Annotated in this window: 21 protein-coding genes and 3 pseudogenes; 15 read left to right on the top strand and 9 right to left on the bottom strand. The window is 70.7% G+C overall.

Features of this window, described 5'->3' with window-relative positions:
- The first annotated feature begins 500 nt into the window (after positions 1-500).
- Positions 501-3,092 (top strand): DEAD/DEAH box helicase, encoded by a 2,592-nt coding sequence (locus SM793_RS33230; protein WP_320442045.1) that lies wholly within the window; start codon positions 501-503, stop codon positions 3,090-3,092.
- 102 nt (positions 3,093-3,194) lie between these two features.
- Here SM793_RS33230 and SM793_RS33225 read toward each other — a convergent pair whose 3' ends face one another.
- The 3 genes from SM793_RS33225 to SM793_RS33210 form a co-directional block, all read right to left on the bottom strand.
- Positions 3,195-3,374: a hypothetical protein gene (locus tag SM793_RS33225; protein ID WP_320442048.1), complete on the bottom strand. Its 180-nt coding sequence runs from the start codon at positions 3,372-3,374 to the stop codon at positions 3,195-3,197.
- 511 nt (positions 3,375-3,885) lie between these two features.
- A complete protein-coding gene (locus tag SM793_RS33215; RefSeq protein WP_320442044.1) occupies positions 3,886-5,103 on the bottom strand; it encodes a DNA-binding protein in 1,218 nt (405 codons plus the stop codon).
- Positions 5,104-5,760: 657 nt separating this feature from the next.
- Positions 5,761-6,264, bottom strand: coding sequence for a hypothetical protein (locus tag SM793_RS33210; RefSeq protein ID WP_320442043.1), 504 nt, complete (start codon positions 6,262-6,264; stop codon positions 5,761-5,763).
- Positions 6,265-6,638: 374 nt separating this feature from the next.
- Here SM793_RS33210 and SM793_RS33205 point away from each other — a divergent pair, with 374 nt between their 5' ends.
- The 6 genes and pseudogenes from SM793_RS33205 (at position 6,639) to SM793_RS33185 (ending at position 12,226) form a co-directional block, all read left to right on the top strand.
- Positions 6,639-7,421, top strand: a complete 783-nt coding sequence (locus SM793_RS33205) for a helix-turn-helix transcriptional regulator (RefSeq protein ID WP_320442042.1) — start codon at positions 6,639-6,641, stop codon at positions 7,419-7,421.
- Positions 7,349-9,082 (top strand): telomere-associated protein Tap, encoded by a 1,734-nt coding sequence (gene tap / locus SM793_RS33200; protein WP_413816092.1) that lies wholly within the window; start codon positions 7,349-7,351, stop codon positions 9,080-9,082. The genes SM793_RS33205 and tap overlap by 73 nt, the downstream gene beginning before the upstream one ends.
- A gap of 118 nt (positions 9,083-9,200) precedes the next feature.
- A pseudogene (locus SM793_RS36540) lies at positions 9,201-9,479 on the top strand (helix-turn-helix domain-containing protein); the annotation flags it as partial.
- A 73-nt stretch (positions 9,480-9,552) separates the two neighbouring features.
- Positions 9,553-10,017, top strand: a complete 465-nt coding sequence (locus SM793_RS33195) for a TnsA-like heteromeric transposase endonuclease subunit (RefSeq protein WP_413816091.1) — start codon at positions 9,553-9,555, stop codon at positions 10,015-10,017.
- A complete protein-coding gene (locus SM793_RS33190; RefSeq protein WP_320442039.1) occupies positions 10,014-11,177 on the top strand; it encodes a hypothetical protein in 1,164 nt (387 codons plus the stop codon). Before SM793_RS33195 ends, SM793_RS33190 begins: the two co-directional genes overlap by 4 nt.
- A complete protein-coding gene (locus tag SM793_RS33185) occupies positions 11,174-12,226 on the top strand; it encodes a Mu transposase C-terminal domain-containing protein (protein ID WP_320442038.1) in 1,053 nt (350 codons plus the stop codon). The genes SM793_RS33190 and SM793_RS33185 overlap by 4 nt, the downstream gene beginning before the upstream one ends.
- A gap of 181 nt (positions 12,227-12,407) precedes the next feature.
- Here the strand turns inward: SM793_RS33185 and SM793_RS33180 are convergent, their stop codons facing one another.
- Complete coding sequence (locus SM793_RS33180) at positions 12,408-12,536, bottom strand: hypothetical protein (protein WP_320442047.1); 129 nt, start codon at positions 12,534-12,536, stop codon at positions 12,408-12,410.
- Between the two features lie 76 nt (positions 12,537-12,612).
- On the opposite strand from SM793_RS33180, the pseudogene SM793_RS36535 reads away from it, so the two are divergent.
- The 6 genes and pseudogenes from SM793_RS36535 to SM793_RS33155 all read left to right on the top strand — a co-directional run.
- Positions 12,613-12,897, top strand: a pseudogene (locus tag SM793_RS36535) (TniB family NTP-binding protein); the annotation flags it as partial.
- A gap of 280 nt (positions 12,898-13,177) precedes the next feature.
- The gene (locus tag SM793_RS36530; RefSeq protein WP_413816093.1) at positions 13,178-13,426 is read left to right on the top strand and encodes a hypothetical protein; all 249 of its coding nucleotides are present in this window, start codon (positions 13,178-13,180) and stop codon (positions 13,424-13,426) included.
- Entirely contained in the window at positions 13,423-14,370 is a 948-nt protein-coding gene (locus SM793_RS33170) for a TniQ family protein (protein WP_320442037.1), read from the top strand. The genes SM793_RS36530 and SM793_RS33170 overlap by 4 nt, the downstream gene beginning before the upstream one ends.
- Before the next feature lie 143 nt (positions 14,371-14,513).
- Entirely contained in the window at positions 14,514-15,455 is a 942-nt protein-coding gene (locus tag SM793_RS33165; RefSeq protein WP_320442036.1) for an ABC-three component system protein, read from the top strand.
- Positions 15,452-15,718, top strand: a complete 267-nt coding sequence (locus tag SM793_RS33160; RefSeq protein WP_320442035.1) for an ABC-three component system middle component 6 — start codon at positions 15,452-15,454, stop codon at positions 15,716-15,718. The genes SM793_RS33165 and SM793_RS33160 overlap by 4 nt, the downstream gene beginning before the upstream one ends.
- Complete coding sequence (locus SM793_RS33155; protein ID WP_320442034.1) at positions 15,696-17,444, top strand: ABC-three component system protein; 1,749 nt, start codon at positions 15,696-15,698, stop codon at positions 17,442-17,444. The genes SM793_RS33160 and SM793_RS33155 overlap by 23 nt, the downstream gene beginning before the upstream one ends.
- 322 nt (positions 17,445-17,766) lie before the next feature.
- Here the strand turns inward: SM793_RS33155 and SM793_RS33150 are convergent, their stop codons facing one another.
- Positions 17,767-18,414 carry a polymorphic toxin-type HINT domain-containing protein gene (locus SM793_RS33150; protein WP_320442046.1) on the bottom strand — a complete coding sequence of 216 codons (648 nt, stop codon included), beginning with the start codon at positions 18,412-18,414 and terminating at the stop codon, positions 17,767-17,769.
- On the bottom strand, positions 18,309-19,661 hold the full coding sequence (locus SM793_RS33145) for a hypothetical protein (RefSeq protein WP_320442033.1): 1,353 nt from the start codon (positions 19,659-19,661) through the stop codon (positions 18,309-18,311). Before SM793_RS33145 ends, SM793_RS33150 begins: the two co-directional genes overlap by 106 nt.
- Positions 19,662-19,963: 302 nt before the next feature.
- Between SM793_RS33145 and SM793_RS33140 the strand changes: the two genes are divergently transcribed.
- Positions 19,964-21,613, top strand: a complete 1,650-nt coding sequence (locus SM793_RS33140; protein ID WP_320442032.1) for a trypsin-like serine protease — start codon at positions 19,964-19,966, stop codon at positions 21,611-21,613.
- A gap of 359 nt (positions 21,614-21,972) precedes the next feature.
- Here SM793_RS33140 and SM793_RS33135 read toward each other — a convergent pair whose 3' ends face one another.
- From SM793_RS33135 to SM793_RS33120, 3 genes and pseudogenes are all read right to left on the bottom strand, one after another.
- The gene (locus tag SM793_RS33135; RefSeq protein ID WP_320442031.1) at positions 21,973-22,527 is read right to left on the bottom strand and encodes a hypothetical protein; all 555 of its coding nucleotides are present in this window, start codon (positions 22,525-22,527) and stop codon (positions 21,973-21,975) included.
- A 1,014-nt stretch (positions 22,528-23,541) separates the two neighbouring features.
- A pseudogene (locus SM793_RS36525) lies at positions 23,542-24,139 on the bottom strand (transposase).
- Positions 24,140-24,671: 532 nt separating this feature from the next.
- Positions 24,672-25,277 carry a DUF6461 domain-containing protein gene (locus SM793_RS33120; protein WP_320442029.1) on the bottom strand — a complete coding sequence of 202 codons (606 nt, stop codon included), beginning with the start codon at positions 25,275-25,277 and terminating at the stop codon, positions 24,672-24,674.
- 800 nt (positions 25,278-26,077) lie between these two features.
- Here SM793_RS33120 and SM793_RS33115 point away from each other — a divergent pair.
- On the top strand, positions 26,078-26,521 hold a 444-nt coding region (locus SM793_RS33115), incomplete at its 3' end, for a hypothetical protein (protein WP_320442028.1).

Genomic DNA, 26,521 nt, shown 5'->3' with positions numbered 1-26,521 from the left:
GGCCCGGCTCCACTCGGGCCCGGGGCCACTCCGCTCCGCTCCATGGCCCTGGCGGGCTGATGTCCGTTCACATCGTTGAACTGGGATTTTGACTGAACTCACGACAGGCTGACTAGGAGGAGGGGTGGGTGTCGGGGGGGTGTGCGGGTCGGCTTCGCTCCCGCCGGATTGGTCTAGACCTTGGTCCAGACCACTGTTTCGGCCCCACCGGAGGGTGAGGTGCGCTACCCTGACGGGGTGAGCAACGGTCCCCCACTGTATCAGTATTGAAGCGTCGGAGGATCCCGCCGAAAGCGGGGTCCGGACCCGCGCCTTTCGTGCATTCACCGGATTCTTCGGCCGGGGACTGATATCCTTTCGGACGCCGCTTCAATCGGGCTTGTATTCCGGTTGGACGGATTCCTTCGCCGGTCCGTCGAATGTATCAGTAAGGCACTGTCGGTATTTCCCGCGTGGTCCCGTGTGCGGACTCGGGAATGGGTGAGGGGAGACACGTCTTCATGAACGTCGTAAAGCCCGGCCTGATGGCCGCTCAGGCAGCCGCCGGCATCTCGCTGCGCGGGCACCAGGAGGAGGCCCTGGAGGCCATCGTGAGGGGCCTGACGCCCCGACCGGGACACCCGGCGCCGAACGGGCTGCGGGCGACCGTCCAGATGGCCACCGGCTCCGGCAAGAGCTACGTCGGGGCGGCGGCCGGCCAGAAGCTGGTGCCCCGCGGCGTGGTCCTGGTGGTCGTGCCGACGCTGGACCTGCTGGTGCAGATGATCGGCTCCTGGCGGGCCGCCGGGCGTTCCGGGGACATGCACGCCATCTGCTCCCTGGTGGACCGTGAGCTGCCGTTCGGCGTGATGGCGTCCACTAGCCCGCTGATGATCGGCAGGTGGCTGTCCAATGCCGCGAAGCACCGCCGGCCGACCACCCTGTTCGCCACCTACACCTCGATCGGGGCGGTGCAGGACGCCTACGAGTACTGGGCGGAGCGCCAGGGCGAGCTGCTGCCGCCGATCGGGCTGATGGTCTGCGACGAGGCGCACCGCTCCTCCGGCAGTGTCGAGAAGACCTGGACCGTGGTGCACGACCAGGCCGCGATCCCGGCGGAGCGCCGGCTGTACATGACGGCGACTCCGCGGATCTGGGCGCCGCCGAGCCGGGCCGTGCGGCGGCGCGAGGACGCCCACCAGCCGTTGCCGGAGGAGCTGGCGGTGTCCATGGACGACCAGCGGGTCTACGGCCCGCACGTCTACTCGCTGGGCCTGGCAGAGGCCATCGACAGGAAGTTGCTGGCGCCGTTCGAGATCGTGGTTCTGGAGCTGCGCGACCCGCTCGGCGACCGGGCTGGGGCGGAGCAGCAGGGTGTGCCGTGGGGGCCGGGGGTCGGCGAGGAGGAGGACGGGAGCGAGGACGAGGTGCCGGCCGCGCGGATCGCGGCGATCCAGGCCGGGCTGGTCAAGACCGTGGTCGAGCGGGACCTGGAGCGGTGCATCACGTTCCACAGCCGCACGATCGAGGCCCGCTACTTCTCGGAGACGCTGAACCAGACCGTCGAGAAGCTGCATTTCGAGAACCCGCAGAAATACCCCGAGGAGTTTTGGGCGCAGTGGCTCTCCGGCGAGCACGAGGTGGATTTCCGCAAGGAGGTCATCGGCGACTTCGGGAAGGGCGAGGAGGACGATGGTCTGAGGCGCCGGATCGTGTCCCAGTGCAAGGTCCTGGGTGAGGGAGTTGATATCCCGAATGCGGATTCGGTTCTTCTGCAGGGCCGGGGCAGCATGGTGGATATCGTCCAGGCCATCGGCCGGGCCCTGCGCATGCAGCCCGGCGAAGGGAAAACCGCCAGCCTGATCGTCCCGGTCTTCCTCAAGCCCGGGGAGCAGCCCGGAGATATTCTGGAGTCGGATTCCTACGGTCCCCTGGTCAAGATCCTGACCGCGCTGCGCAGCCACGACGCCAAGGTGGTGGAGGCTCTCGCGGTGCCGCAGAAGTCCGGCAAGCGGACCAAGGGGCGCAGCGCTGAGGCGGCTTCCGGTCCTGGTGAGAGCATGGTCGGGGCGGGTGGTGGCGGGGCGTTCACGCTGCCGGTGCGGTTCCAGACGCCGGTGGACGAGAACGTGCTCGCTCTGTTCATCGCCTCGCGGGTGCTGATCGGTGAGACGCAGCTGTGGCGTGAGGGGATCGGGCATGCGCGGCGGTGGTTCGAGGAGACCGGTGGCCTTGACGTCCCCTATTCGGCATTGGTCGGGGAGAACGGAAACTATCCGCTGGGAAAGTGGCTGTCGGACCGGCGGGGCGAGAATGCGAATGGTGAGTTGGCGTCATACCGGGTGGAGATGCTGGACGCGCTCGGCATGATCTGGTCCGTGAGCGATGCGCGGTTCGAGGCCGGGTTGGACTGGGCGCGGGTCTGGGCGAAGGGCCACGGCGGGTCGTTGGCGGCGCCGGCGCGGGCCTCGGTCGGCGGGTACGCGATCGGCACGTGGCTCTCCGAGCTGCGGGCCGCCGCGCAGGTGCCGGCCGGGGAGCAGGGTGCGCTGTCGCCCGAGCGGCGCCGCGCGCTGGAGGAGATCGACCCGTGGTGGTGCCCGGCCTGGCCGATCACCTGGCAGCGCGCCTACGCGACCGCCCGGCTGTGGTGGCTGGACACCGACGGCCTGGTCGACTGGGCGCGGCTGCCCGAGGACACCGTGTACGAAGGCGAGCAGCTCGGCCGCTGGGTGAAGGCACAACGCGGTGGCTGGCCGGACCTGGAGGAGAACCAGCGGGACCTGCTCGCCGCGATCGGCATCGAGGCCGACCCCGAGCTGGTGGCCGCCAAGGCCGCCGCCGAGGCGAAGCCGACGCGCTCCCGCACCGACCGATTCCAGCAGGGCCTGGCGGCGCTGGCGGCCTTCGTCGAGCGGGAACGGCACCCGCGGGTGCCCCGCCCGCACAAGGAGCCGGTGGAGAGCATGGAGGCCGGCCCCGGCGGTGCGGAGCAGGTGGTGGTGTCGCACTTCGCCCTGGGTACCTGGCTCAACAACCAGAAAGCCCGCCGGGCGAAACTGACCGCTGGACAGCTCGCGCAGCTCGCCGAACACGGCGTGGAGTGGGCGTAGCGGCCCGTCCTACCGCCGGGCGGTGTAGTTGCCCCCCGGCGGTAGTCTGTGCGGCCTTGAGAAAGCGCCAAGAGGCCGTCACCTGTGGCTGGCGGCCGGGGTCTACAGTTCGACGTCCAGCCAGGCGATGTCGTTCAGTTCGACGTCGAGGCCTCGGGCGCGGTGGCCGTTGTCCTTGAAGTAGTGCTCGCGCAGGCCTTCGGCGAGGATCCGTTCCTGCTGGGCCTGGGTGGCTCCGGTGTCGCGGGCGGCGTACAGCCTGCGGGCGACCTCTGCGGGCATCTTTTGGGTGATGGTTCGGGGGCGGGCCGTCCCCCTCGCGCCACACCAGCCGCACCGCCCGCGCGGACAGCCCCACCACCTGCGGATCGCGGTCCAGCAGCATCAGCCGCAGGCGCATCGCCGCCGACCCGTGCGCCACCAGCCGCCCCGAGTCGCCGACCACCACCAGCCCGGACCCCACCGCTTGCCCGCAATCGCGGGAAACCCGGACACCGGCGCCAGGTCCTCGAACCGCACCGCAGCCACCGCCTGCTCCCAGCGCCACTGCACCACCCGGCCCGCAACCGGCGCGAACGCCGCCTCGAACCCCCACGCCCCCGCAGGGCGTACGGCCCCGGCCACTGCTCCCGAATCACTCACGCGAGCAGTCAAATAGCTGACACAGCCGCAGATACAGCAACAGCCAGCACCTCACCCGTACGAGCGGAAAACTCGACGAACCGCCACTGCCACCGCACCCGAGACGCTAGAGACCGCTGCAAGACGGGAAGCCGCACCCAAACGGCGCCTGTCAGGCCCGACGTTGCCCCTCCTGGTACGCCTCGACGTCCATCCGCAGGACCTCGGCGGGGGTGCCGCTCCAGTCGCCGAGGACCTGCAGCGGGACTCCAGCCTGCAGGGCCGCGGCCGTGGTCTCCAGCAGGGCCTGACCGACGAGTTCGGCGCTGCGGGCCAGAGCCTGCAGCAGATCGCGGCTGACGGCGGCGACCTGCCCACTGCCATCGGGGGGCGGGGCCTCGAGCGACTCGGCGGCCTCGCGGATCAGGCGCTGGATGCGGGCACGGTCGTCCGCGGGCACCGCCGACCTCCAGCTGATGGTGCCCTCGGCCCGCTGGGCCAGTTTCCGCAGCTGCGCCGCCACGGAGACCGGTTGGTCCTCGCGTTTGACCCACCACGGGTCCAGGAACCGCTCACCGCTCTGGCCGGCGCCACGGCGCCGGCGCACGAGTGCTCCCCACCAGGCGGTGAGCGCGCTGCTGTCGGGGACCGCGCCGACCTCACCGAGCCAGGGGCGGGCGAGCCTGCGGCCGAGCTCCTGGCACAGCGCCCCGTCGGGCGGGAAGGGACGGATCCGCTCGCCGCCGCTGTCCTGCCATACCAACTCGGCCACCACCGGGTCCACCAGCGCCCCGGCGACCGCGACGACCTCGGGGAACGTCGCCGCCTCCCGGGCCACCGCCCGCCACCACCAGAACTCGGGCCCCGCGTCCCCGCCGGCCAGGCGGTGCAGCCGGGCCGGCCAGATCCGCTCCTGCTCCCACCCCAGCGCATGGTCCCACCACTGGCACACCACCGCCCGCGCCACCGCGAACACCGCCGCCGCCTCCACCCCGCCACGCTGCGCCCGGCGGACCATTCCCACCCATTGCCGCTGCGCCTCGGCGATCTCCGGCAGGCCGCGCACATCCAGAAACTCCAGGCCGTGGTCGGCGTCCGCGTCCAGCAGCCACCGGCCGTGCCGCGCGCACACCCGCTCCCAGCGGGGCGCGTACCGCACCACCCGCACTGGCGCCCCGGTCCGCCGCGCCGCGCACGACCGGCATCCGAACGCCGCCGGCCCCACCGCCGCGCCGGCCACCCGCCACACCGCCCGCGGACCGTCCGCACCCGCCGCTGCGGCCAGCTTCTCGTCGTCCACGCCCCACGCCGGCAGTGCCCGCTCCAGCACCTCCTCCGGCACCCCGCACAACCCGGCCAGGGCTCGCCGCCCGGCCGTGTCCAGCAGCATCTCGGCATCCGCCCGCCCCGCACCGCTCTCATGCCGAGGGCGCTGCCCCTTCCACTGCCAGGTCGTCAGCAGAGCCGCAGAGTTGAGGCCGTAGCGGGCAGCGACCCGGTCAAGAAGCGAGAGGGTCGTCTCCCCGGCGAGAGGAGACACACGGAAGATCCCGGAAACCATGGCCCCTAGCCTCTCGAAGAGCCGCAGGTCCTGAAGGCAGTTCCTTCCTCTTCTTCCTCTCGCGTCCTGGTGACTGGACCTCTCTCGTCGGCGGGGCAGTGCCGTGTGCCTCCGGTGTGACGGTGCACCGTAGTTTGCGAATGGAGCACGGTAGTTTGCGAGCCGTCAGGAACTCGCCGCTGGCCTGGCGTTTTGCATTCGCCACTGACCGTTCGGCAGCGGCAATCGGAAGCTACGGTGCACCGCTGCCGTACTGACCAGCAGGCTCTAAACGATCAACGGCTCGATGCCTTGTGGGGGGATGCTGTTCCTGGCCGGGCCGCTGGCGTCGCGTCCGCTGGCCAGGCTGGGCGAGCAGGAGGCCGTGGCGCGGCTGTCCAGCTGGTGGTGACGTACTGCTGGATGGGGAGGCTGGACGCCTGAACGCGGAGCAGACCGCCGTTCTGATCCGGACGGCCACGCCGGTCACCTGGTGAGCGGGGCCGGCTACCCCGCGGCCTTGTCCGCGCGGGACTTACCGTAGCGCTCCCATGCGGCTTGCTTGGAGATGCCGAGCGCCGCCCCGATCTCCGCCCACGAGTTGTCGAGGTAGCTTGCTCGCAGGGCGGCGTCGCGGGCCTGGCGGGTGTAGTAGCCGCCGGCGAGGCGGATGGCGGCGAGGGCCGCCATCGGCTGGTCCGCCTCGATCAGGGCGTCGATCTGGGCGCCGACGCCGCGGATCTGGTCGGCGAGGGCGGCGGGCACGAGCGGCCCGGCCTCCGCGATGTGCTCGTTCAGCCACTCGGCCCGCGCGGCCTCCGTGGCCTCGTCCTCCTCCATGGTGCTCGAGAGCGGATGGCCGCCGCCCTTGCGGTCGTCGCCCGCAGCATCGCCTTCCCAGCCGCAGCTGCAGCCGGCCACCAGGCCGGTGGGGAAGACGAATTCGGGGGCGGATTCGTCCAGCACGTAGGTGGTGTGGAACGCGTGGCCGTCGAAGGCAGATGTGTCCATGGACGTAAGGTTTCCATTACGAATGACAGGGCGTCAAGCTGGCCGTAAGAAATTTCTTACGATCCGGGGGCTTCCGTCGGAGGTGCGGCGGCGGGATGGGAGGTGTGACGGAGCCCCGTGGTTTGCGAGTGATCGTTTAGAGCCTGCCGGTCAGTACGGCGGCGGTGCACCGTAGCTTGCGAGTGCCGCTGCCGAACGGTCAGTGGCGAACGCAAAGCGCCAGGCCGGCGGCGAGTTCCTGACTGCTCGCAAACTACCGTGCTCCATTCGCAAACTACGGTGCACCGTCACATCCGGCCGGGGTGGCGTGACTCAAATGTGCGATCCAGAAGTTACTTTCACGCTAGGGTGGGTGATGGAAGGGGAGGTGCTGCATGAGTGACGACCTGTTCGCGGCGATCGACGCGCTGCTGGAGCGGCCGAAGCTGGCCGACGACCTGCCGGTGCCCGCCGAACGGGAGCGGCTGCGCAAGGCCGCCGAGTACACCCAGGAGGACCTGGCGAAGGCGCTGAAGACCCGGCGGGAGACGATCGTGCGCTGGGAGGCCGGGTCGACCGACCCGCGCCCGCCCAAGCGTGAGGTGTACATCAGGTTCCTCGCGACGCTGGCACTGCGCCACGGCACGGTCGAGCCCACCGAGTGGCTGCGCCGGGCCCAGGCCGCCGGCCTCGCCCCCGCCAGCGTTCAGGCTCCGTCGGCCGTGCCGACGACGGCTGGCCCGGTCGAGGCGGCGCCGACCGTGCCCGCTCCCATGCCGGCGGCGTTCGGCGGCGTTCGGCGGCGTTCGGCGGCGTTCGGCGGCGTTCGGCGGCGACCAGGCGGACCAGGTGGACCAGGCGGTGGAGCTGGACCGCGACGCGGCCGGGGACCTGGTCGCCGGTCAGCCGCAGCCGTGCGTGCGGTGCGGGCGCCCGACGCCGTACCGCTCGGGTGGCCGTCCGGTGCACATGGGCGGCTGGTGCACCGCGGCCGCGGCCGCGCAGCCGGCCGCCGCCGAGCAGGCTCCGGCCGCCGCAGTGGCGCCGGTCGCCGCTCCCCGCCAGGCCGCCCCCGCTGGCGCTCCTGCGGCTGGACCCGCGCGTCGTGCGACGTCGTCGCGTCCGGTGGCTTCCTCACGGGCGCGCAAGGCTCCGGCCAAGGCCACTTCGGCGGCTGAGGGTCCGTCCGACTGGGAGGCGGCTGCGGCGGCGCGGTTCCCGGCCGGTCCGCTACCTCGCCGATGGCACGGTGGCGTCGACCGCTCCGGCCGGCCGCACGCTGGCGGCTGTCGTGGAGTGGGCGTTGGAGGCCAAGTTCGGCTCGCCGCGGCTGCACCGGCACGGCAAGGACGGCGACGCCCTGGTCGTCGTCTCCGACGCCGCCCTCGCAGAGCTCGGGCTGCCCCGGATGGGCCGCGACGAGAAGACCGAGTACGTCCAGCGCCTGGGCCAGCTGCCGAAGACCCACAAGGCCGTGAAGGCGGTCGAGAAGGCTGGCTGGCTGCTCACCCAGCGCGGCCTCGGCCCGTGGGCCCGAATCTACCGCACCCCCGAGGACGGCCGCCGCCAGTGCGTCCAGCTGTGCATCCCCGCCTGGGGCGCCCTGGCCTCCGGCGGCTGGCAAATCCCCGAGCACCTGGACGGGGCCGACCTGGCCCGCCTCCTCGGCACCTACGCCACCCGGGTCCTCACCCCCCGCGGCTCCACCGCCGTCTCCGGCCTCGAACTCGTCACCGCACTGCGCCCGCCGACCCGCGCGGTGCGCACCGCGGTGGGCTGGACCTCCGGCCCGGTGGAGGGCTCCCGGCCCAAGGACCCGTTCGACCCGGCCCCGCCGGAGGTCCCGGACGTCCACCCCCTCGCCCAGGACCGCGAGGAGGGCGGCGAACTGGTCACCGAGGCATGGGACTGGCACCGCCCCCTCACCGACACCGAGAAGGCCGCACCGTTCGCGGTCGGCCTGGACATCAACATGGCCTTCCTGGCCGCCGCCGGCCGCCTGGTGCTGCCACTCTCGGGGCCCGTGCACGAGCTGAACCCGGTGTTCGACCCCAAGATCCCCGGCAGCTGGCTGGTGGACCTGTCCGGCGTCGACACGAACCCGCTGCTCCCCTCGCCGTTCACCGCCGACGGCTCCCGCCCGACGGGACCTGCCTGGTACTCCACGGTGAAGGTCGCCTACGCCACCGAGCTCGGCGCCCGGGTCCAGCCGACCGAGGGCTGGCTGCGGCACGAGCACGGCCCCTACCTGGACCCGTGGCACAAGCGCCTGCGGCAGGCGTACGTCGACACCATGGCGGCCCTCGGCGTCCCACGCACCCTCGCCGACCACGACCCGCTCGCCTTCCTCGACGCCATGGCCAACCTCAAGACCACCGGCGACCCGGCCGAGCTCGCCGTGCTCACCGCGATCAAGCAGACCGCCAAGGGCACCATCGGCAAGATGCGCGAACGCCCCCGCGGCCACGGCTACAAGCCCGGCGAACGCTGGGCCGCCCTGGACCGCCCGACCTGGGACCCACTGATGCGCGCCCTCGTCATCGACACCGCCACCGTCAACCTCCACCGCAAACCCATCCGCATGCACGCCCACACCGGCCTGCACGCCTTCGCCGTCCTCTCCGACTGCGCCGTCTTCGCCGCCCCGGGCCCCGGCGCCCTGGACGTCCTCACCCGCCCGGACGGCACCCTCACCACCTCGCTGCGCCTGGGCGTCAGCCCCGGGCACGTGAAGCACGAGGGCTCCCGGCCGATGACCGAGATCACCGAGCTGATCGCCGACGGGACCAACCCGGCACGGCACATGAAGGCCGGCGGCCAGGTCTCCGCCGACGAGTAGCCGCACCAGGCCGGGCCCGCACCACGCGGGCCCGGCCCCACACACCACGACCACCAGCGGACCGCCGACCGGCAACCAGCCACCACGAACATCACCAGCACGAGGAAGGAGAAGTCCGATGGGGGAGATCGACGAGGGCCTGGAGCGCGCCGAGCGCACCAAGCCCATCCCGCAGTCCGTGCCGGCGCGGATGCGGTTCCTGCTGAAGGGCACCAAGGGCTCCACCAAGGCACTCGCCGCCGAGCTCGGCGTCTCGCAACGCACCGTGCAACGCTGGCTCAAAGGCCAAGGCGTCCCCAAGCCCGCGGCCGCAGCCAAGGTCGAGCAGCAGGTCCGCGCGAAGTGGCAGCCGAGAGCGAAGGACCGCACCCGCAAAGCCGCCGAACAGAACGGCTTCATGCTCCACATCAGCGGCACCTTCGGCTACAACTCCGCAGCCGGCTCCACCGACGACCCGGGTGCGCTCGTGGGTGCCGCAGGTGTTCGCCCGCTACGCCGACGGCACCGCGATGCTCGCGGACTGCCCCGCTGGCGACCGGCCGGGCGGGGACGCTGCGCGGCGGGCCGCGCGGGCGCTGGCCGAGGCTTGCGAGCAGGTGGGGTGGGTGTACCGGCGGCTCGGGCCTGCGGATCCGGTGACGGCGGCCAACGTGCGGTGGCTGGCCGGGTACCGGCATCCGCGCCACCTGGGCCGGGCCGGGCTGGCCCAGGCCGTGCTCGAGGCGTTCGCCGAGCGGCGGCCGATGGTGGAGGGGGTGCGGGCGGTCGGGGACCCGCTGGAGGTGTGGCCGGTGGTCTTCCACTGCCTGTGGTCCGGACGCCTCGGCGTCGAGCTGGGCGAGCCGCTGCACGAGCGGGTCCTCGTCGGACCGGGACGCACCGGTAGCGGCCAGGAGCAGCAGGCGACGGTGGCGCGGCAGGGGGCGGGGGCGTGATCGGGAGTTGGCGGCCGGTGGTCGCGGTGGGCTGCCATGTGGTGTTCGAGGACCGGGCCTGGCAGGTCGTGGCCCTGGAGGCATCCGTGGTGCGGCTGGTCGACGAGCAGGGCCTGGCGGCGGCGGTGGACGTGCGGCACCTGTGCGGGTCGCCGGGGTTTCGGGTGGTGGGGGCGCAGGCGGTTCCGGGGGCGCCGCAGTGGGGCTTGTTCGAGGGGGTGTCGGAGCGTCAGCGGGAGCGGGCGCTGGCGTGGCAGCGGCACATCCAGGAGGTGGAGTGCGGACTGCCGGCCGGGCCGGGCGGGGCGGGGGCGCCGCGGCCCGCGTACGACCCGGCGCGGTGGTCGATGGCCGAGCGGGAGCAGGCCAAGGCCGAGGAGCTGACCGCGCTCGGCTGGCCGAACGTGAGCCGGGCGACGGTGGTGCGGATGCGCGCCAACTACCGCCAGCGGGGACTGTGGGGGCTGGTGGACCACCGCACCACACGCGGCTCCAGCCGCACCGGGCGCGCGGACGAGCGGGTGGTGGTCGCCGTCCTGGACGCCCTGCGCCGCCAGCGGGGACAGTCCAAGGGGACGGTTGCGGGGCTACGGCGGCTGACGATGGAGATCCTGGACGAGGCGCACGGGCCGGGCGCGGTGACGATGCCGGCGCCCGCAACGTTCTACCGGCTGGTGCGCTCGCTCGCCGACCCCCGGGAGCTTCCCGGGCGCCCCGCCCGGACGGCCACCGTTCCCGCGGCGCCGTTCACGCCGACGAACGCCCTGCGGCCCGGTGAGCAGGTCATGCTCGACACCACCCGGCTGGACGTCATGGTGGTCTTCGACCAGGGCGTCGTCGGCCGTCCCGAACTCACGATCGCCCTCGACGTCGCGACGCGATCCATCCTGGCGGCCGTCCTGCGGCCGGCCTCGACCAAGGCGGTGGACGCCGCTCTGCTGCTGGCGGAGATGGCGGTACCGCACCCGATGCGCCCCGGCTGGCCGAAAGTGCTGGAGCTGTCGCACGCAGCCGTGCCCTACGAACGGCTGCTGACCCTGGACGCACGACTGGAAGGAGCGGCCGCGCGGCCGGTCATCGTGCCGGAGACCGTCGTCGTCGACCGCGGGAAGGTCTTCGTGTCCGAGGCGTTCCTCGCCGCGTGCGAGACGCTGGGGTGAGCGTGCAGAGCGCCCCGCCGCGTCAGCCGGCCGCCAAGGGGCCGGTGGAGCGCACCTTCGGCTCCATCAACACCCTGCTGTGCCAGTACGTCGCCGGATACACCGCCTCAAACGTCACCCGCCGCGGCCGCGACGTCGCCTCCCAGGCCCGCTGGACACTCCCCCAGCTGCAGGACCTGCTCGACGAGTGGATCGCCGCCGGCTGGCAGAGCCGCCCCCACGAAGGCCTGCGGCACCCCATGATGCCCCGGGCCTGCCTGTCACCCAACGAGATGTGGGGCGCCCTGGTCGCGGTGTGCGGATACCTGCCCGTCCCGCTGACCGGCGACGACTACACCGAACTGCTGCCCGCGGTGTGGAAGGCCGTCACCGACCAGGGCATCCGCGTCGACCACCGCACCTACGACCACGTGGTCCTCAACCCCCACCGCGGCCACCCCTCCCCCGTCACCGCCCAAAGCGGCAAATGGGAGGTCCACCACAACCCCCACGACCTGCGCCAGGTCTGGATCCGACTGCCGAACGGCAAGCTCACCGAGATCCCCTGGATCCACCGCGACCACGCGACCAGCCCCTTCAACGACCACATCTGGCAGTACCTCAAGACCCAGATCGCCCGCCGACCCGACCGCGACCACTACGAAGCCGCCCTCGTCCGCGCCCTCGACGACCTCCTGCTGCGCGCCCGCACCGCAAGCACGAACAGAAACGAGCGGGCCCGCACCGCCCGCCACATCGCCGGCACGACCCGCCCGCCCGACGCCCTCGACACCACCACCACGGCCACCGCCACGGAGACGGGAGCGGACACCCACCGAGGAGACGGCACCGGCCCGGTGCCGCAACAGGCCACCGACCACCGGCCGCACGGGTCACACGACGGCACGGACCCCTGGCAGCCATGGGCCGAATCCCTAGACGACGCTGAAACGGAGACGGAGACGGAGACGGAGACGGACACGGACATGGACATGGACAACTTCGGTGACGAGGGGCCCGAGACCGGCTTCCCCCTCTACAACGCCCGTCTGGAGGCCGAACAGTGGTGAGGCGCAGCACGAGCGACACGGCGCCGGGCACATCCGGGCACCGCGTGGCGGCCAGGCCGGGCAGCACCGGGCAGCCCGTCGCGGGGCCAGGTGCATCCGCTGCGCGCGGGGCCGACGGGCCGGCGCGCGGGGAGCCTGCGGCGGTCGCGCTCCCGTGGGCGGGCCGCGGGGCGGGAGCCGGTCAGGAGGGCGGGCAGGAGGAGGACTGGGCGTACGGCTGCTCGACCTGGGACGGCTTCCAGCGGTTCGTCGACACACCCGTGCCCGCGCCGCCCGCCCCGGGCACGCCGCCGCGCAGTGTGGAGGACAAACTCGCCTACCACTCCAGGTTCGTCACCGTGCAGACCCCCGCCATCGACAAGGTCTCGCACACCGTGCGCACCCTGATGGTCCTGGGGCGTCACCAGGACACCACCGCCCGGCCCTCGCTGATCGTCACCGGGGCCGCCGCGTGCGGCAAGACCACCGCCATCCTGCACATCGGGCGCGCCTGCCACCTCGCCGCACACGCTCGCGCCGGCGCCGACGCGAGCAGGGACACCGTGCCGGTCGCGTACATCCTGGTGCCGCCGGGAGCGACCGCCAAGACCCTCGCCGCCGAGTTCGCCCGCTACCTCGGCATCCCCGTCACCTCCCGGATGACGCAGGCCCAGATCACCACCGCCGTCTGCCACACCTACGCCGCCGCCCGGGTACGCCTGGTCCTCATCGACGAGATCCACCGCCTCAACCCCCGCACCAGCACCGGCGCGGACGCCAACCGACCTCCTGAAAGACCTCACCGAACGCATCCGGGCCACGTTCCTCTACGCCGGCATCGACGTCACCGACACCCCGCTGTTCACCGGCGTACGCGGACAACAGCTCGCCGCCCGCGCCAGCCTCATCGACACCGGCGCACTGCCGCTTCGCCACGGCACCCGCGAACCGTTCCGCGACCTGGCCGCCGCCATGGACAACGCCCTCGACCTCACCCACCACCGCCCCGGCACACTGCCCCGCCTCGCCGGCTATCTCCACGCCCGCACCGGCGGCAGGATCGGCAGCCTCTCCCGCCTGATCCGCCAAGCCGCCATCACCACCATCCTCGACGGCACCGAACGCATCACCCGTACCGTCCTGGAGAACATCGACCTCGACCACCTCGCCGAAGAGCACTACCGCCCCCACGCCCCAGCACGCACCACCGCCCGGCAATGACGGTCACGGTCTACGCGCCACCCGTCACCCCCGGATGCCAGCGCTTACGACCCATACCGCAGGAGAGCACCGCCTCCTACCTCACCCGCCTGGCACACGCCTACCGGCAGACCCTCCCCCAGCTCCTGGAAGCCCTCACGATCGCCGTCGACGCCCAAGGCAAAGGCCTCGCCACCCTGCCCGGCTCCGAACTCCACCCCAACCGCGCCGCCCAGGTACGCATCGCCGCCCTCGCCCGCATACCCCACGCCCATCTCGCCCGGGCCCTGCCCCGATGGGAACCCGTCGCCAGCACCCGCCTCGCCCGACCAAGCAGCAGTCACGCCCTCCCCCACATCACCTGGCAGCGCACCGCACGCCACCGGCAACCACCCATCGCCGCCTGCCCCGCCTGCGTCCTGCACCACACCCGCGGCGCCACCAGCACGGCCCGCATTTACACTCCTGGCCACCAACGCCTGTGCACCCGTCACCACACGTGGGCCGCTGGCGACGAGCACAGTGTGATCCTCAACGTCGCCGCGCTCCCCGAGCTCCAGCACGCGCAACGCACCCACCAACGCCTACTTCGTCATCAAGGCGCGGACCTCGCCCGGAGCTGGGCCCAGACCATCACCACCCGCTGGTACGACCACCAGCAACACGCAGCCCCACGGTGGCGACGACGCGCCACAGCCCTGGAACGGGCCAACTCCGATCTGGCACCGGTCCGCGGCTCATGGGCACTCCTCGCCCGGCCTGTCGTCACCTACCCCGAAACCGTCGCCCTCGCCCAAGCTCTCCACCACCACCGCGTACTGGCCGTCCTCAACGGCAGCACCAGCAGCCGCCCGCGCACCCACACCTCATTCCTCCACCACACCGCCACCCAGCTCGGACTCCCCCGCCTGGATCCGTCCGACGACGACCCCCTACGGGCATGGATCCACCACCACACCCCATGACCAAGCCCAGTCCAGCACCCACCGGCTTCTCCGCCCTGGGAACCCAGCCACAGCTTCCTCGTGCAGAAACCGAGAATGACCTGAGCCTTTCTGCGTCCGGTCGCACGCAGCTAGCATGGCGTTCTTGGCCATTAGGGGGACGGGTGCGATTCGAGCAGCGGATGTACGCCCGTGTGAAGTTCCTCGAGTTGATGGCCGATCTCTACGAGTCAGCCTTCGAGGACTTCTTCCACCGAGTCATGGTGACGCGTTATCCCAACTTCCTCGACGTGCGGACCCACGGCAGGCTCGGCGACCAGGGAGCGGACGGGCTCACTCTCAGCAGCCGTAAGCTCTACGCGTGCTACGCCCCGCAGACCGTGGATGCATCCGCTGTGAGGACGAAGTTCACCAAAGACCTGGCCAGCGCCATACGTCAGCGCAACGGCCAGTTCGACACCTTCGTGTTCGTTCACAATGATCGGCGAGGGGTCCACCCCGAGATCACGACCATGCTCTCCGTAGCCGACACGAATCACCCGGATCTGGCGTTCGAGCAGATGGGGACGCGCAGCATCTGGCAGGAGTGCATGAGCCTGGAGCTGGAGCAAGCAGAAGACGTCCTGAGCTGCGAGATCCCGGTCAAACCCACTGTGTACGGGGTCGGTATGGACGACCTGAAACCGCTGCTGCAGCACCTCAAGGAGCTACGGACCGAAGCGGACCCGCTCATGGACCTGCCTCAGGTGCATGAGGAGAAGCTCGCCTTCAATCTGCTCCAGGGCGACTCGCGAGAGGACCTGCTGCGCGGCATGCGGCACACCCACCTGGTGGAGGCCTTCTACGCCGGAGGTATCCGGGCGCTGGAGCAGGACGAGGTCGCTCGCGGGTTCCGCATCTTCTACGAGCAGGTGCGCGAGCAGTACCCGGACCCCGACGACGTGCTGTGGCAATTGGAAATGTACGTCCTGGGCAACGAGCGCCAGCGGCGGTCGGTGCACAGAGCGGCCTGGGTGGTCCTGGCGCACTTCTTCTTCCGTTGCGACATCTTCGAGGCACCGCCCAGTGACTGGGCCGCAGCCCCGTTCGTAGGAGTGCAGCCGTGATCACACCCACCAAGGGCATCGCTCCTGACCGCTGCCTGCTGGCGGTCGGCGCCCAGGTCCTGCTGCAGTTGGACGAGCCTCGGACCGTGAGCCAGGCCTGGGCACGGCTGAAGGTCTGGCGCCGAGAGCACCACCACTACTCCCCGGTATCGTTCGGCTGGTTCGTCCTGGCCCTGGACGTCCTGCATGGGATCGGTGCGGTCGAACTGCACGAGGACCTGCTTGTCGTAAGGAGTGCAGATGCTGCGTCGCCTGAGCGCTGACGACGCCCGGTTCAAGGAGATCGCCTTCCGCGGCGGCCTGAACCTGCTGCTCGCTGACAAGACCGACACCTCCGCGTCCACCGACAGCCGCAACAGCGCCGGCAAGTCCAGCATGGTCGAACTCGTCCACTTCCTGCTCGGCGCGCGCGGCGACTCCCGCAACCCCTTCACCAAGCGGGCTCTCAAACAGATCACGTTCGGCTTGGACCTGGACTGGCCCGGCACTCCCGAGGTCCTTGAGGTGCGCCGCAGCGGCGCACGGCCAGCATTTGTGACCCTGTGGCCCGACGTGACCTCTCCCGATCCGGACTCACTGTTCGACCTCCGGTCGCAGGGCCCGGTAGAGGTCCCGATCGAGCAATGGAACCACCTGATCGAGCACCGGTTGTTCGGGCTGCGCGGGGACCATCCCGGTGTCAGCGGCCGAACGCTGCTGTCCTACCTTGCACGCCGGGTATCGGCCCACGGCTTCAACGAAGCCGGACGCACCTTCGCCCGCCAGTCCGCCGCCGACGCGACCACGAACCTTGCCTACCTTCTCGGCCTGGACTGGCAACTCGCCGACGGGTATCGGCAGCTCGCCGCCCGCGATGCCACCCGCAAACAGCTCCGCAAGGCGGTCAATGACCCGGTCTGGGGACAGATCGTCGGCTCGACCGCCGATCTGCGCGGCCAGATCACCCTCGCCGAGGCCCAGCTGAGGCGCCTGCAGGCCCAGGTCAACGCCTTCCAGGTCGTCCCGGAGTACGAGCACCTCAAGGACCAGGCCGACGAGCTCTCCCGCCGTATCAAGCAGCTTTCCCAGGACGACACCATCGAGCAGTCCAACCTCGAGGAACTGCAGCAGGCCGTCACCGAGACAGCAGACGTCGACACCCAGTACCTGCAGCCCGTCTACCAAGAGCTGGGGATCGTCCTCGGCGACCAGGTCCGCCGCCGCTTCCAGGAAGTCGAGGCGTTCCACCACTCCATCGTGCGCAACCGCCGCCGCTTCCTCGACGAAGAGATCAGCGACCTGACCGCCCGCCTGGCCGAACGCCGCAGCGAACGCGCGCGCCTGGGTGAGCAGCAGGCCCAGTTGCTGCGCCAGCTCGACGAAGGCGGCGCCCTGGAAGCACTGACCTCCCTCCAGCAGGCCCTCGCCCGCGAACAAGCGGCCCTGGGTGCTCTGCGCCACCGCTACGACGCCGCCCAGACCCTGGAAGCCAGCTCACGCCAGATCACCGCCAAACGCATCGAATTGCAGCAGGCCGTCGAGACCGACATCGACGAACGCGCCCAGCAGACCAGCGAAGCGACCCTGCTGTTCTCCCGGTTCGCCCAAGCCCTCTACGGGCCCCGCGAAGCCTTCCTGGCCATCCACGCCGGCCGCGAGAGCCTGACCATCACCCCCCGTATCGACAGTGACGACAGCCGCGGCATCGGCAACATGGTCATCTTCTGTTTCGACCTGACCCTGGCCGTCCTGGCCCACCGCCACGGACACGGACCCGACTTCCTGATCCACGACAGCCACCTCTACGACGGCGTCGACGACCGCCAACTCAAAGCAGCCCTCGAACTCGCCGCGACCGTCACCGCCGAAGAGAACATGCAGTACATCGTCACCCTCAACACCGACGACCTCGCCAAAGCCACCAACCGCGGCTTCAACGCCGCCCCTTACATCCTCGACACCGTCCTGACCGACACCCCCGCAGGCGGGCTCTTCGGCTTCCGCTACTGACCAACCCCCACGCCGCTCAGCCCCGCCCGGAACCGGCCGCCCACTCACTCGCGCCAGCACGGCAACCCGGGCAGTCTCCCGCGACGACCCCCGCCGACGGCGGCCTATCCGCTAACGGCCTACGGGGACATCAGTACAACCGCAGCACAACAAGCGTCATCCATTGCAGTCGCTTACTCTCCGCGAAACCGCGATACCCACAGGTCAAAGACGACACAGACACCAGCAACACCACCAGACGGTCACCCCAGACCCGCGGCCAGGCGCCACCAACCCCAAAACCCTCTCGACCAACCCGCAAAACACACCCAAAAAACCAAGATCAAAAATCAGAACCAGCGGGACCCCATAACGGGATCAACTGCCCATAGTTGTGGCCACTGTTCTTGTCGTTCTTCGGCGGGAACCAGGCGTACTTGACCGGCTCCCCTTGCTTCTTCCACACGGCCAACCGGTAGTCGTTCCCGCCTTCAGGGAAGTCATAGATGATCGTCTCGACCCACTGGTCCTGGGATATCAGAGCACGCTTGTCCTCGTCCAGGGTGCGGGTGTCCTGCCAGAACTTCTGACCAGCCGGGTTCAGGTCCCTCCCCTCGAAGCGATCGATCCCGTCCCACTCGCTCGACGGCCGTGGCCTGAGCTGGCCGGCCACCAGCTTCTTGGCTGCGTCCTCGACGATCTTGGGCATTGGCGGCGGCTTGGACTTGCCGTTGTGAACCAGCAGCGGAACGTTGCCGGCCACTACGTAGAAGGTGTGGGTGTCCCGCACCGTGAGGTTGTAGGCGGACCGCAACACCTTGCGGTGCTCGACCGACACCACGTTCACCGTGTTGCCGGTGGGCGTGCGCAGACGGTCGCCGACGCTCAGGTCGACAGCGTTGACCCACTTGTGGGCCGTCTCGGACCAGAACGGATGACGGTCGGTAGAGGTGAGGGAGCCGGCGTCGCCGTCCTTGCCCCGTACCGCCAGGTCGGTGAACTCACGGTCATCCGGCGTGAAGATCGTCGCTTCGACCGGCTGGGCGAGTGTCCGGTGTCGGGGTCGGTGGCGAGGACCCGGTCGCCCGTCCTGACCTTCTCGATGGACTTTCGCGAGCCGTCGGCCATGAGGACCTTGGTGCCGGCGGGGAAGCTGTGGGCCACCGCGACCAGGCAGGATCCCGGCACCTTCCTGAAGACGTTCTCCAGGAACTCGATCACCTTCTTGCTGATCGGACCCACGGCCTTGATCCAGTCCACGACCTTGGTGACAGCCTTCAGGTCACCCAGGATCGGGATCGCGCCCAGGCACGAACTCGTGGCGTTCTCCGCATCCCGCTGCATGGCGTAGATACCGCAGTTGAGCAGGTCAGCGAGATCAGCCGCGCCGGGTGCGACGACGCCGCCGAAGGTGCCCACGCCGTCTAGGACGCCATGGGTGAACGCGAGGACCAGGTCCCTGCCGCTCACCGGCTGGTAGCCGCGGTAGGGGTCCTCCAGTTCCTTCCGGATCGCGGCCTCGATCTCCCGCTTCTCCGCGTCGGCCTGCTTCTCCGCCTCCATCTGCGGGATGGCCGACTTCCAGAAGTCCTCGCTGCGCTTGCGGTCCTCGGCCCGGTACGCCTCGAAGTCGGCGACGTTCGCGAGGTACGCCTGCGCGGCCCGGGCCGACGCCTCGGCAGCAGCATTCGCGTCGTTGTTCGCCGCCTCGTACGAGGCTCGTGCCTCCTGGCTCGCCCGGTGGGCCTGGGCGGCGGACACACTGGCCTTGGTCGCCGAGATCTTGGCATGACGGGCGGAGTTCAGGGCGGCCGCCATCTGGCTGCGGGCGGCAGCCTCCGCGGCAGTCGCTGTCTTCGCGGATTCCACGGCCCGGTTGGCGCTGGCCTCCGCCGCCTTCGCCTTCTGCTGCGCCTGGACCACGAAGCCGGCGGCCCTGCCCGCCGCTTCTCCCGCGGCGGCTGCCGTGCTGTTGGCCTGGTCCACGGCACCTGCGGCGAGGGCAGCCGCCTGGGCCGCCTGGGCGGAGCTCTGCTGGGCAAGGGCTGCAGCGGCATCGCCCTCCGTGAGGAGCCGGTCGAGTTCCAGCTGGTGCGTGGCGGCGAGTGCGTCCTTGCGCTTGGCCGTGTACTGGCCGGTCTGCAGGAAAGCCCGTAGCTGCTTGGGCGACCCCTGCAGCGCTGCCCGGGCGGCGGCCTCGAGTTCGGGGCTCGACCGCGCCGTACGGGCCGGCCTCACCGGCGGCGATGCCGGACAGACCGTCGAGATCCCAAAAGACGGCATCAAGGCTGTCGGTGAAGGCCTCGGCGCAGCTCCGACCGTTGTTGTCGATCTCACCGTCACCGGTTGATGTTCATGCCCGCGTTCACAGGCGCCGCTGGCGTCAAGGTCATCACCGCCAGCAGCACCGGGTGACCAACCGTCTCCCGGTCCGGCAGCTTCCGTTCGTCGCTGGACAACCACGGCCGCAGACCGTGGGGCGAACGTATGAAGCGAGCACCCCGTCAGCCGCACACCCATTCCCTGCATCGGAGAACCCCGTGCCCCGCACGTCCATACGGCCCACCCGCAAGGTGGACACCCTCCTGGCGGCACTCGCCGCCGTAGCCATCACCCCCCTCACCGCCCCGTCGGCGAACGCCGCCGCAGGCGATCCCGTCCCCGACACCTGGTACGACTACACGGCGCAGCTGACGATCGGTGACACCTTCCGCACCTGCACCGGCGCCCTCGTCGACCGGTCCTGGGTGATCACGGCGGCCTCCTGTTTCTCGGACGACCCCGCCCGGCCCTCCGTCGGCGGCGCCCCGAAGTGGCGCACCACCGTCACCGTCGGCCGCACCGACCTGAACGCGACCGGCACCGGTACGTCCACCGAGGTCGTGGACCTCGTGGCCCGCCCGGACCGCGACCTGGTGATGGCGAAGCTGGCCACGCCGGTCGACGGCATCGTGCCGCTGCGCGTTGCGACCGCCGCGCCCGTAGCGGCGGAGACGCTCCGGGCGCCCGGCTACGGCCGCACGAAGACCGAGTGGCTGCCCAACCGGCTGCACGTCGGCGCGTTCACCCTCGCCGGCATCCGCCCGACCGCCGTCGACACCACCGGCACCGGCGGTTCGGCGATCTGCAAGGGCGACACCGGTGCTCCGGTGGTGCGGGAGGTCAACGGAAGGACCGAGCTGGTCGCCGTGGCGTCCCGTTCCTGGCAGGGCGGCTGCCTCGGTGAGAGCGAGACCCGCACCGGTGCCGCCAGCAGCCGCACCGACGACGTGACGGGCTGGATCCAGCAGGTCCGGTCCACGACGCCGGGCTGGAAGACCCAGGGGCTGGTCAGGTCCGGTGCCGGCCTGTCCCAGACCGCCCGCCTCGCCGACGGCACGTGGACCCCGTTCCAGGACATCCAGGTCGCCGGCATCGGCGGTGTCAAGGCCGTGGCCGCGACCGGGATCGACAGCAACACCCACGTCGTCGTCCTCGGCGGCGACGGCCACCTCCACCACACCGTGCGCCACCTCGACGGCAACTGGGACTACTTCGGCGACCTCAACACCGGCGTCACCGACCTCGGCGGCATCACCCAGCTCGCCGTCTCCTCCATCGGCGCCGACCTGCACGTCGTCGCCCTCGCCGACGGCCAGCTCTTCCACTCCGTCCGGGGCGCAGACGCCAACTGGACCCCTTTCAGCCCCGTCTTCTCCGCCACCGGGCCCCTCAACAACATCACCGCCGTCGCCGCCGCCAGCTCCGGCCCCGACCTGCAGCTCGCCGTCATCGCCAACGGCGTCTACCACACCGCCCGCTACGAGAACGGCAACTGGAGTGCCTGGGGCTCCGTCGACGAGGCCGCCGGCGCCATCGGCCCCGTCACCTCCCTCGCGATGAGCCGCCAGGGCAGCGACATGAACCTCGTCGTCGTCACCAACACCGGCGCGCTCTACCACACCGTCCGCCACCAGGACGCCAGCTGGCAGCCCTTCAGCCAGCTGACCAGCATCTTCGGACAGACGAAGGCCACCTCCGTCAGCTCCGCCCCGGTCGACGGCGACACCCAGATCGCCGTCACCACCACCGACAACCGCGTCCTGCTCGTCTCCCGCCACGCCGACACCACCTGGAGCACCCCCCAGCCCGTCGACCTGCCCGGCCTCACCGGCAACCACACCGGCACCGCCATCGCCGGCACCCTCTGACCGACAGAACCCGAACCGGGTGGTGCTGGCGCCCACCAGGGCGCCGGCACCACCGCTCAAGCGGTTGACCAACCCTCAGCCCGGCGCGCGACAGCGCCCGGGCCGAGCTGGGCTCCGGCCAGGCGCACCTTGGCCTCCAGGCTCAGCCACAGGTCCGGGGCGGACCACGAACGGGGCCCTGCCAGTTGCTCGTGCTGCCCCGCTAGTGTCCTGCGCCGGAGATCCGTCGTTAGACCGTGCATGAGTAGTTCTCACCTGGTGGGGAGTCGGTGAGGAGAGGACCGGTGGGTCGGGGCGGTCGGGTTCGCGCGTGTGCCGGGCGGGGCCGGGGCTGGCGTGGCTGTCATCGGGGGCGGTGGTCAGCGGCAGTTCCCGGCGGGTGGGTCGCAGAGTCGGACGTCGGTGACGCCCGGCAGGTCGGTGATCAGGCGGCGCAGGACGGCGAGATCGGCGTCGGGGGCGCGGGGGTCGAAGACGACGACGACACGTCGTTCGGTGGCGGACGCCAGCGTGAAGACCCGGGTGGCGCCGTGGCCGAGGCCCGAGCCGTCGTAGCCGATCCCCGGGAGGGGGGTGTCCATCTGGACGGTGGCGACGAACGCGTCCGGTTCCTGGAAGTAGGGGGCGATCCAGGGGATGCCGATGGTCCAGCCGGCGTAGCCGAGGGTGGCGGCGGACACCAGGGTGCCGATCAGGAGCGGCAGGCGCCCGGGTTCGGGGCGTGTGTAGCTCGCCGCGATGAGGAGGACGATGCCTGCGGGCACCAGCGTCAGCGTGAACGGGCCGAACAGGATGCTGAAGACCGGGAGGGCGAGCAGTCCACAGCCGAACACCAGGCAGGCCGGCCTGAAATCGGTGCAGTCCCGCGCGAGAAGCGGTACGGCGGCGGCGAGTGAACCGAGGATCAGCGGCATGCCGACCACCGTTTCGAAGTATTGGACCCCCCAGATCATGGCCGGCGTGGCACACAGCGCCGCCAACACCGCCAGGACCCGCCCCGCCCTCGGAATCGGCGGGTCTACGCTCAACGTTTCGATGACTTCCCCCTATTGTTGAACATGTTCAAATCTGGGGGCACAATACCAGGCGGTCCCGGCGCTGCGTCCACCGGACAATCGGCCCTCACCCGACCCCGGTCCACACGGTCCTCGGCCGCGTGGCTGACCTCCGCGCTCGCGGCGAGGACGTGGGTCGACCTCGTCCGCTCAACGGGTGCCCGGGCTGGTCGGCCGGTTCGAGGGTGCCCTGCCGGCGGGGGCGAGCGCGGCAGCGGCGCCGAAGCCGACCGCCTCCACGGCATCCCCCACGCCGACCGGGCGCGGCGTATGCCTGCCTTCGAAGACGTGGTGGGCCCGCGCGATCGGGCACTGTCCACGAGGCCACCGACCAGCTCTCCGAAGCAGCGGGATCCAGCTCTGCGCGACCATCCCGACGCCGAGATCTTGCTGAAAGAGCGTTTTGTCCTGGCAGGGGTGTTTGGTAACTCATGTGCGTCGGCGTCTTGGGGTGGACTGCGCTGACGTGTGGGGATCCGCCGGTGGAGTGCGATGTGTGCGGACAGGCGATGTGGCGGTGGCCGGTGGCGCCGACGGCGTGGGCGGGAGATTTGGTCCTGCTCGTGGTGTCACGCCGCCACTCATGTGGGTGGCGAGTGGTTCGAGGTCTCGCGGCCGCCGTACCTGCCCAGGGATATGCGCTGGGAGAGGGCTGTCGCTGATGGTCTTCCAGTGGAGGTGTCCCACGCCTTCGGCGTCTTCGCCAGGACACTGTGCGGGATCCAGGAAGCCGGAATGTCGCCGTCCGACGACTGGTGGTCGCCGGAACGGGAGAACGCCTGCGCCGCCTGCCGGGTGGAGGCCGGCGTCATCGACGATCGTTGGCCGCAGGCGATGAGAGGCGAGGATGCGCGAGTCAGTGTGGCTCGCGGCCTATGAGTCCTTCCAGTTCGCAGTCGACTCCCGGGTGAGCCGGCGGCTCATCAGGTCGACATCGCGAGGCGGATCATGGCTTCGGAACGGTGCGGGTGGGTTTCGTAGTCGCGGGCGAGTCGGCGGTGGTTCATCAGCCAGCCGAAGGTCCGTTCGACCACCCATCGCCACGGGATGACCTTGAATCCCTTCTCGCCCGGGGCGCGTCGGGTGACCTCGACGTCTATACCAGGGGTGGGCCATGGTCGATGGCCTTGGTCCGGTAGCCGCTGTCGACCCAGGCCTTGGTGACGCGGGGGTGCGCCGTCCCGATCGTTGAGAGCAGGTGGATACCTCCGACGTTGTCGGAGACGCTGGCCGCGGTGACCCAGACGGCCAGGAGAAGACCCAAAGTGTCGTGCGGCAGGTACCGCCAGGGGATGCCGGTCCTGTCGACGTAGAGGACCGCGTCCATGATCCGGCGGAGATCGTGCTCGGGAGGCCGGCCGATGTCCAGGCCCTTCCCTCTCCGCTCGGCCCGCCAGGCCGACAAAGTGGGTTCCAGAAGATTCCATCGGGCATCGGACAAGTCACTCGGATACGGCCGCTGACGAGTCATGTTTCGGTAGTACCGCTGGCCGCCCTCCCGCCACAGGGCGCAAACAGGGTTGACTGGGGGCGTCTTGGGATCAGACAGAAGCGAAAGGATTGAAACGGGCACCTGCCCGTTGTCTCCGGCCTCGGACGGCACGGCAATCGCGGGACACCTCAGCCGCCCCAGACAGGCCAGCCGCCCAGACCGCAACCAAACACTCCTACCAGGATAAAACGCTCCGGGAACCGCAGGTAAGAGCCGTGCACACGACTCGACCGGGTCCCGCAGCCCGGGCAGTCGGCCCCGTCGACGGTCGCCCGCGCCTCCACCCGCACCACGGAACCGGCCGCCTCCACCCGGACGACCGCCACCTCCGACACCGACGGGAACAGCAACTCCCTGAACAGGGAACACGATTGCGTCACGACCGCCGACTGTCAGCCACCCGGAAGCCGGGCCGACGACTTTCAGTCGATCTACGAACCCGACACGGACCGTCACCGGTCAAACAAGCTGAGCCAGAACCTCAAAGCATCTGCCCAATACAGGCTGTATGTCACGCAGCCCGGTCGGGGTGAGGCCGAAGCCGGGCGCTGAGGGCCGTCCCGGCAAGGAAGTCGTCCCGGTCCATGCCCGCGCCGAGGCCTTCGGCGAGACGGTAGAAGAGCCCGCGCAGGCCCAGCGGCCCGGTCTCCCCGAGGTCGGATCGGGCGCCCAGCGCCCGCAGTTCGGAGTCGAAGCGGTGAGGTTCCTGGCCGGTGCGGTGCTCGGGCCCGATGCCCCGGAGGGTGTGCAGACCGGTCACCAGCCGACCGTTCTCGGCGTAGCGGAACTCCACCATGGGCTTCTCGTTGGCGTGCAGGACCAGTGCCGCCGTCCCGGCCGAGACCGCGCCCAGCAGCTCATCACCCTCCACGCACAGCCAGCTGCCGTGCTCCCACGCCCACGCCCACGCCCCGTACCGGCCGGCGGTGACCACGTAGGCGTCGTCCTCGTGGAGGATGTCGCCGAAGTCCTCGTGGAACTCCACCCGGGTCCGTTCGGCGAGGGTGGCGGGGTCCGCCCCCATCCGCTCCAGGAGCTCCCGCGCAGTGAGGTCACGGGCGAACGTGACACTCACCAGCGGCAGGTCCGCCCCGTACATCCAGCCCAGACCACTCATCCGAACTCCTCCGCAGCATCGATCGGCCTTCCCCGGTGAGGCTGGACGGCCCCGACGACAGGGCAGCTGATCCAGCCGGAGCCGACCCGGGCCCGCGGCACGGGTCGGCTCCGGCTGCCAGAACCAGATGTCGCGGGCGCCGGTCGTCCGGTGGCTCCGGTGCCGGTCCCGCCAGGCCAGGTCGGTCAAGGCTTCGCGCGGGACTTCGACGACCACCGCCGTGCCGTCGACCATGCGTACCACGCTCCCGGGCCCCTGCGGCTGTGCCGCCCGCCCGCGCGTACAGCGCGCCCCGGGATGTCCCAGCCGGACACGGCTTCCCCTGATACATACGGAGGTTCCCGCCTTGAAGGTGGGGGCGCGGTGCCAGGTGAGCATCCGGCCCCGCCTCCTCGGGGCCGAGGGAGCGCGGAACCGCTCCGTGCGACCCCGCCGAGCGGGCACCCCGTGCGTCCGCACTCGACACCGCCACCCGGTTTCACCAGCGCTTCACGGCGCTCTTCCCCCCGGCTTCCGCACCACCCGGCCGGTACCGCCCACAGCATCACCGTCCGCCGCGACGGGGCCCAGCCCGGCCGCCCCCCGGGGTGGGACGGCCGGTCCAGTCGCCCCCGGCCAGGTCCAGGACGTCCCTCACCACGCGCGGGCGAATTAAACGTCCGGATTCCACGTACCAAATCCGCGCCAACCGGACCCACTCCGTTCAGATGAGCGACGCCCTGACTACAGAGAGATAGTGCAATATCACATAACAGTGCTGCTGGACGGACCAGGAGCCCTGCACACAGGAGAAGCACCTCATGATTCGCAAGATGCTGACGACGGCCGCCGCTACGGGTGCCCTGGCACTCGCTCTCGCCGGCGCGACCCCGGCCGTCGCCGCCGTCGCCGCCGGTACCGCCGCCGCCACCACCACCGAGACCGCCACGGAGGTCTGCGACGCCTCCGGCCTGCAGTCCGGCCTCTGGACCAAGCTCTGCTACACGGTCACCGAGAACGGCGTCCAGTTCACCGGCCGGATCGGCCTGGCCGGCCCGCCGAGCCCCGACAGCCCGCCCCTGCGCACGCAGTTGGTCGACGCGGTCCTGACCACCGACATCGAGGGCGGCGAATCGCTCGGCACCGTGCAGCAGTCCCTGCTCTTCCGGGCCACCACGCTGGAGATCGCCGGCTACGGCGGCACCGTCCCGTGCGGCTCGACCGTCACCGCGACCTTCTCCGTCTCCGCGGACGGCTGGTACACC

The sequence above is a fragment of the Kitasatospora purpeofusca genome (assembly GCF_034043715.1).
Lineage (GTDB): Bacteria > Actinomycetota > Actinomycetes > Streptomycetales > Streptomycetaceae > Kitasatospora > Kitasatospora purpeofusca_A.
This window is presented reverse-complemented; position numbering and strand designations above follow the sequence as displayed.

Bases quoted from the DNA above. Each gene is read 5' to 3' on its own strand.
- SM793_RS33230 (WP_320442045.1), top strand. From the start codon at position 501: ATGAACGTCGTAAAGCCCGGCCTGATGGCCGCTCAGGCAGCCGCCGGC.
- SM793_RS33225 (WP_320442048.1), bottom strand. From the start codon at position 3,374: ATGCCCGCAGAGGTCGCCCGCAGGCTGTACGCCGCCCGCGACACCGGA.
- SM793_RS33215 (WP_320442044.1), bottom strand. From the start codon at position 5,103: ATGCTGCTGGACACGGCCGGGCGGCGAGCCCTGGCCGGGTTGTGCGGG.
- SM793_RS33210 (WP_320442043.1), bottom strand. From the start codon at position 6,264: ATGGACACATCTGCCTTCGACGGCCACGCGTTCCACACCACCTACGTG.
- SM793_RS33205 (WP_320442042.1), top strand. From the start codon at position 6,639: ATGAGTGACGACCTGTTCGCGGCGATCGACGCGCTGCTGGAGCGGCCG.
- SM793_RS36530 (WP_413816093.1), top strand. From the start codon at position 13,178: ATGGACAACGCCCTCGACCTCACCCACCACCGCCCCGGCACACTGCCC.
- SM793_RS33170 (WP_320442037.1), top strand. From the start codon at position 13,423: ATGACGGTCACGGTCTACGCGCCACCCGTCACCCCCGGATGCCAGCGC.
- SM793_RS33155 (WP_320442034.1), top strand. From the start codon at position 15,696: ATGCTGCGTCGCCTGAGCGCTGACGACGCCCGGTTCAAGGAGATCGCC.
- SM793_RS33135 (WP_320442031.1), bottom strand. From the start codon at position 22,527: ATGCCGCTGATCCTCGGTTCACTCGCCGCCGCCGTACCGCTTCTCGCG.
- SM793_RS33120 (WP_320442029.1), bottom strand. From the start codon at position 25,277: ATGAGTGGTCTGGGCTGGATGTACGGGGCGGACCTGCCGCTGGTGAGT.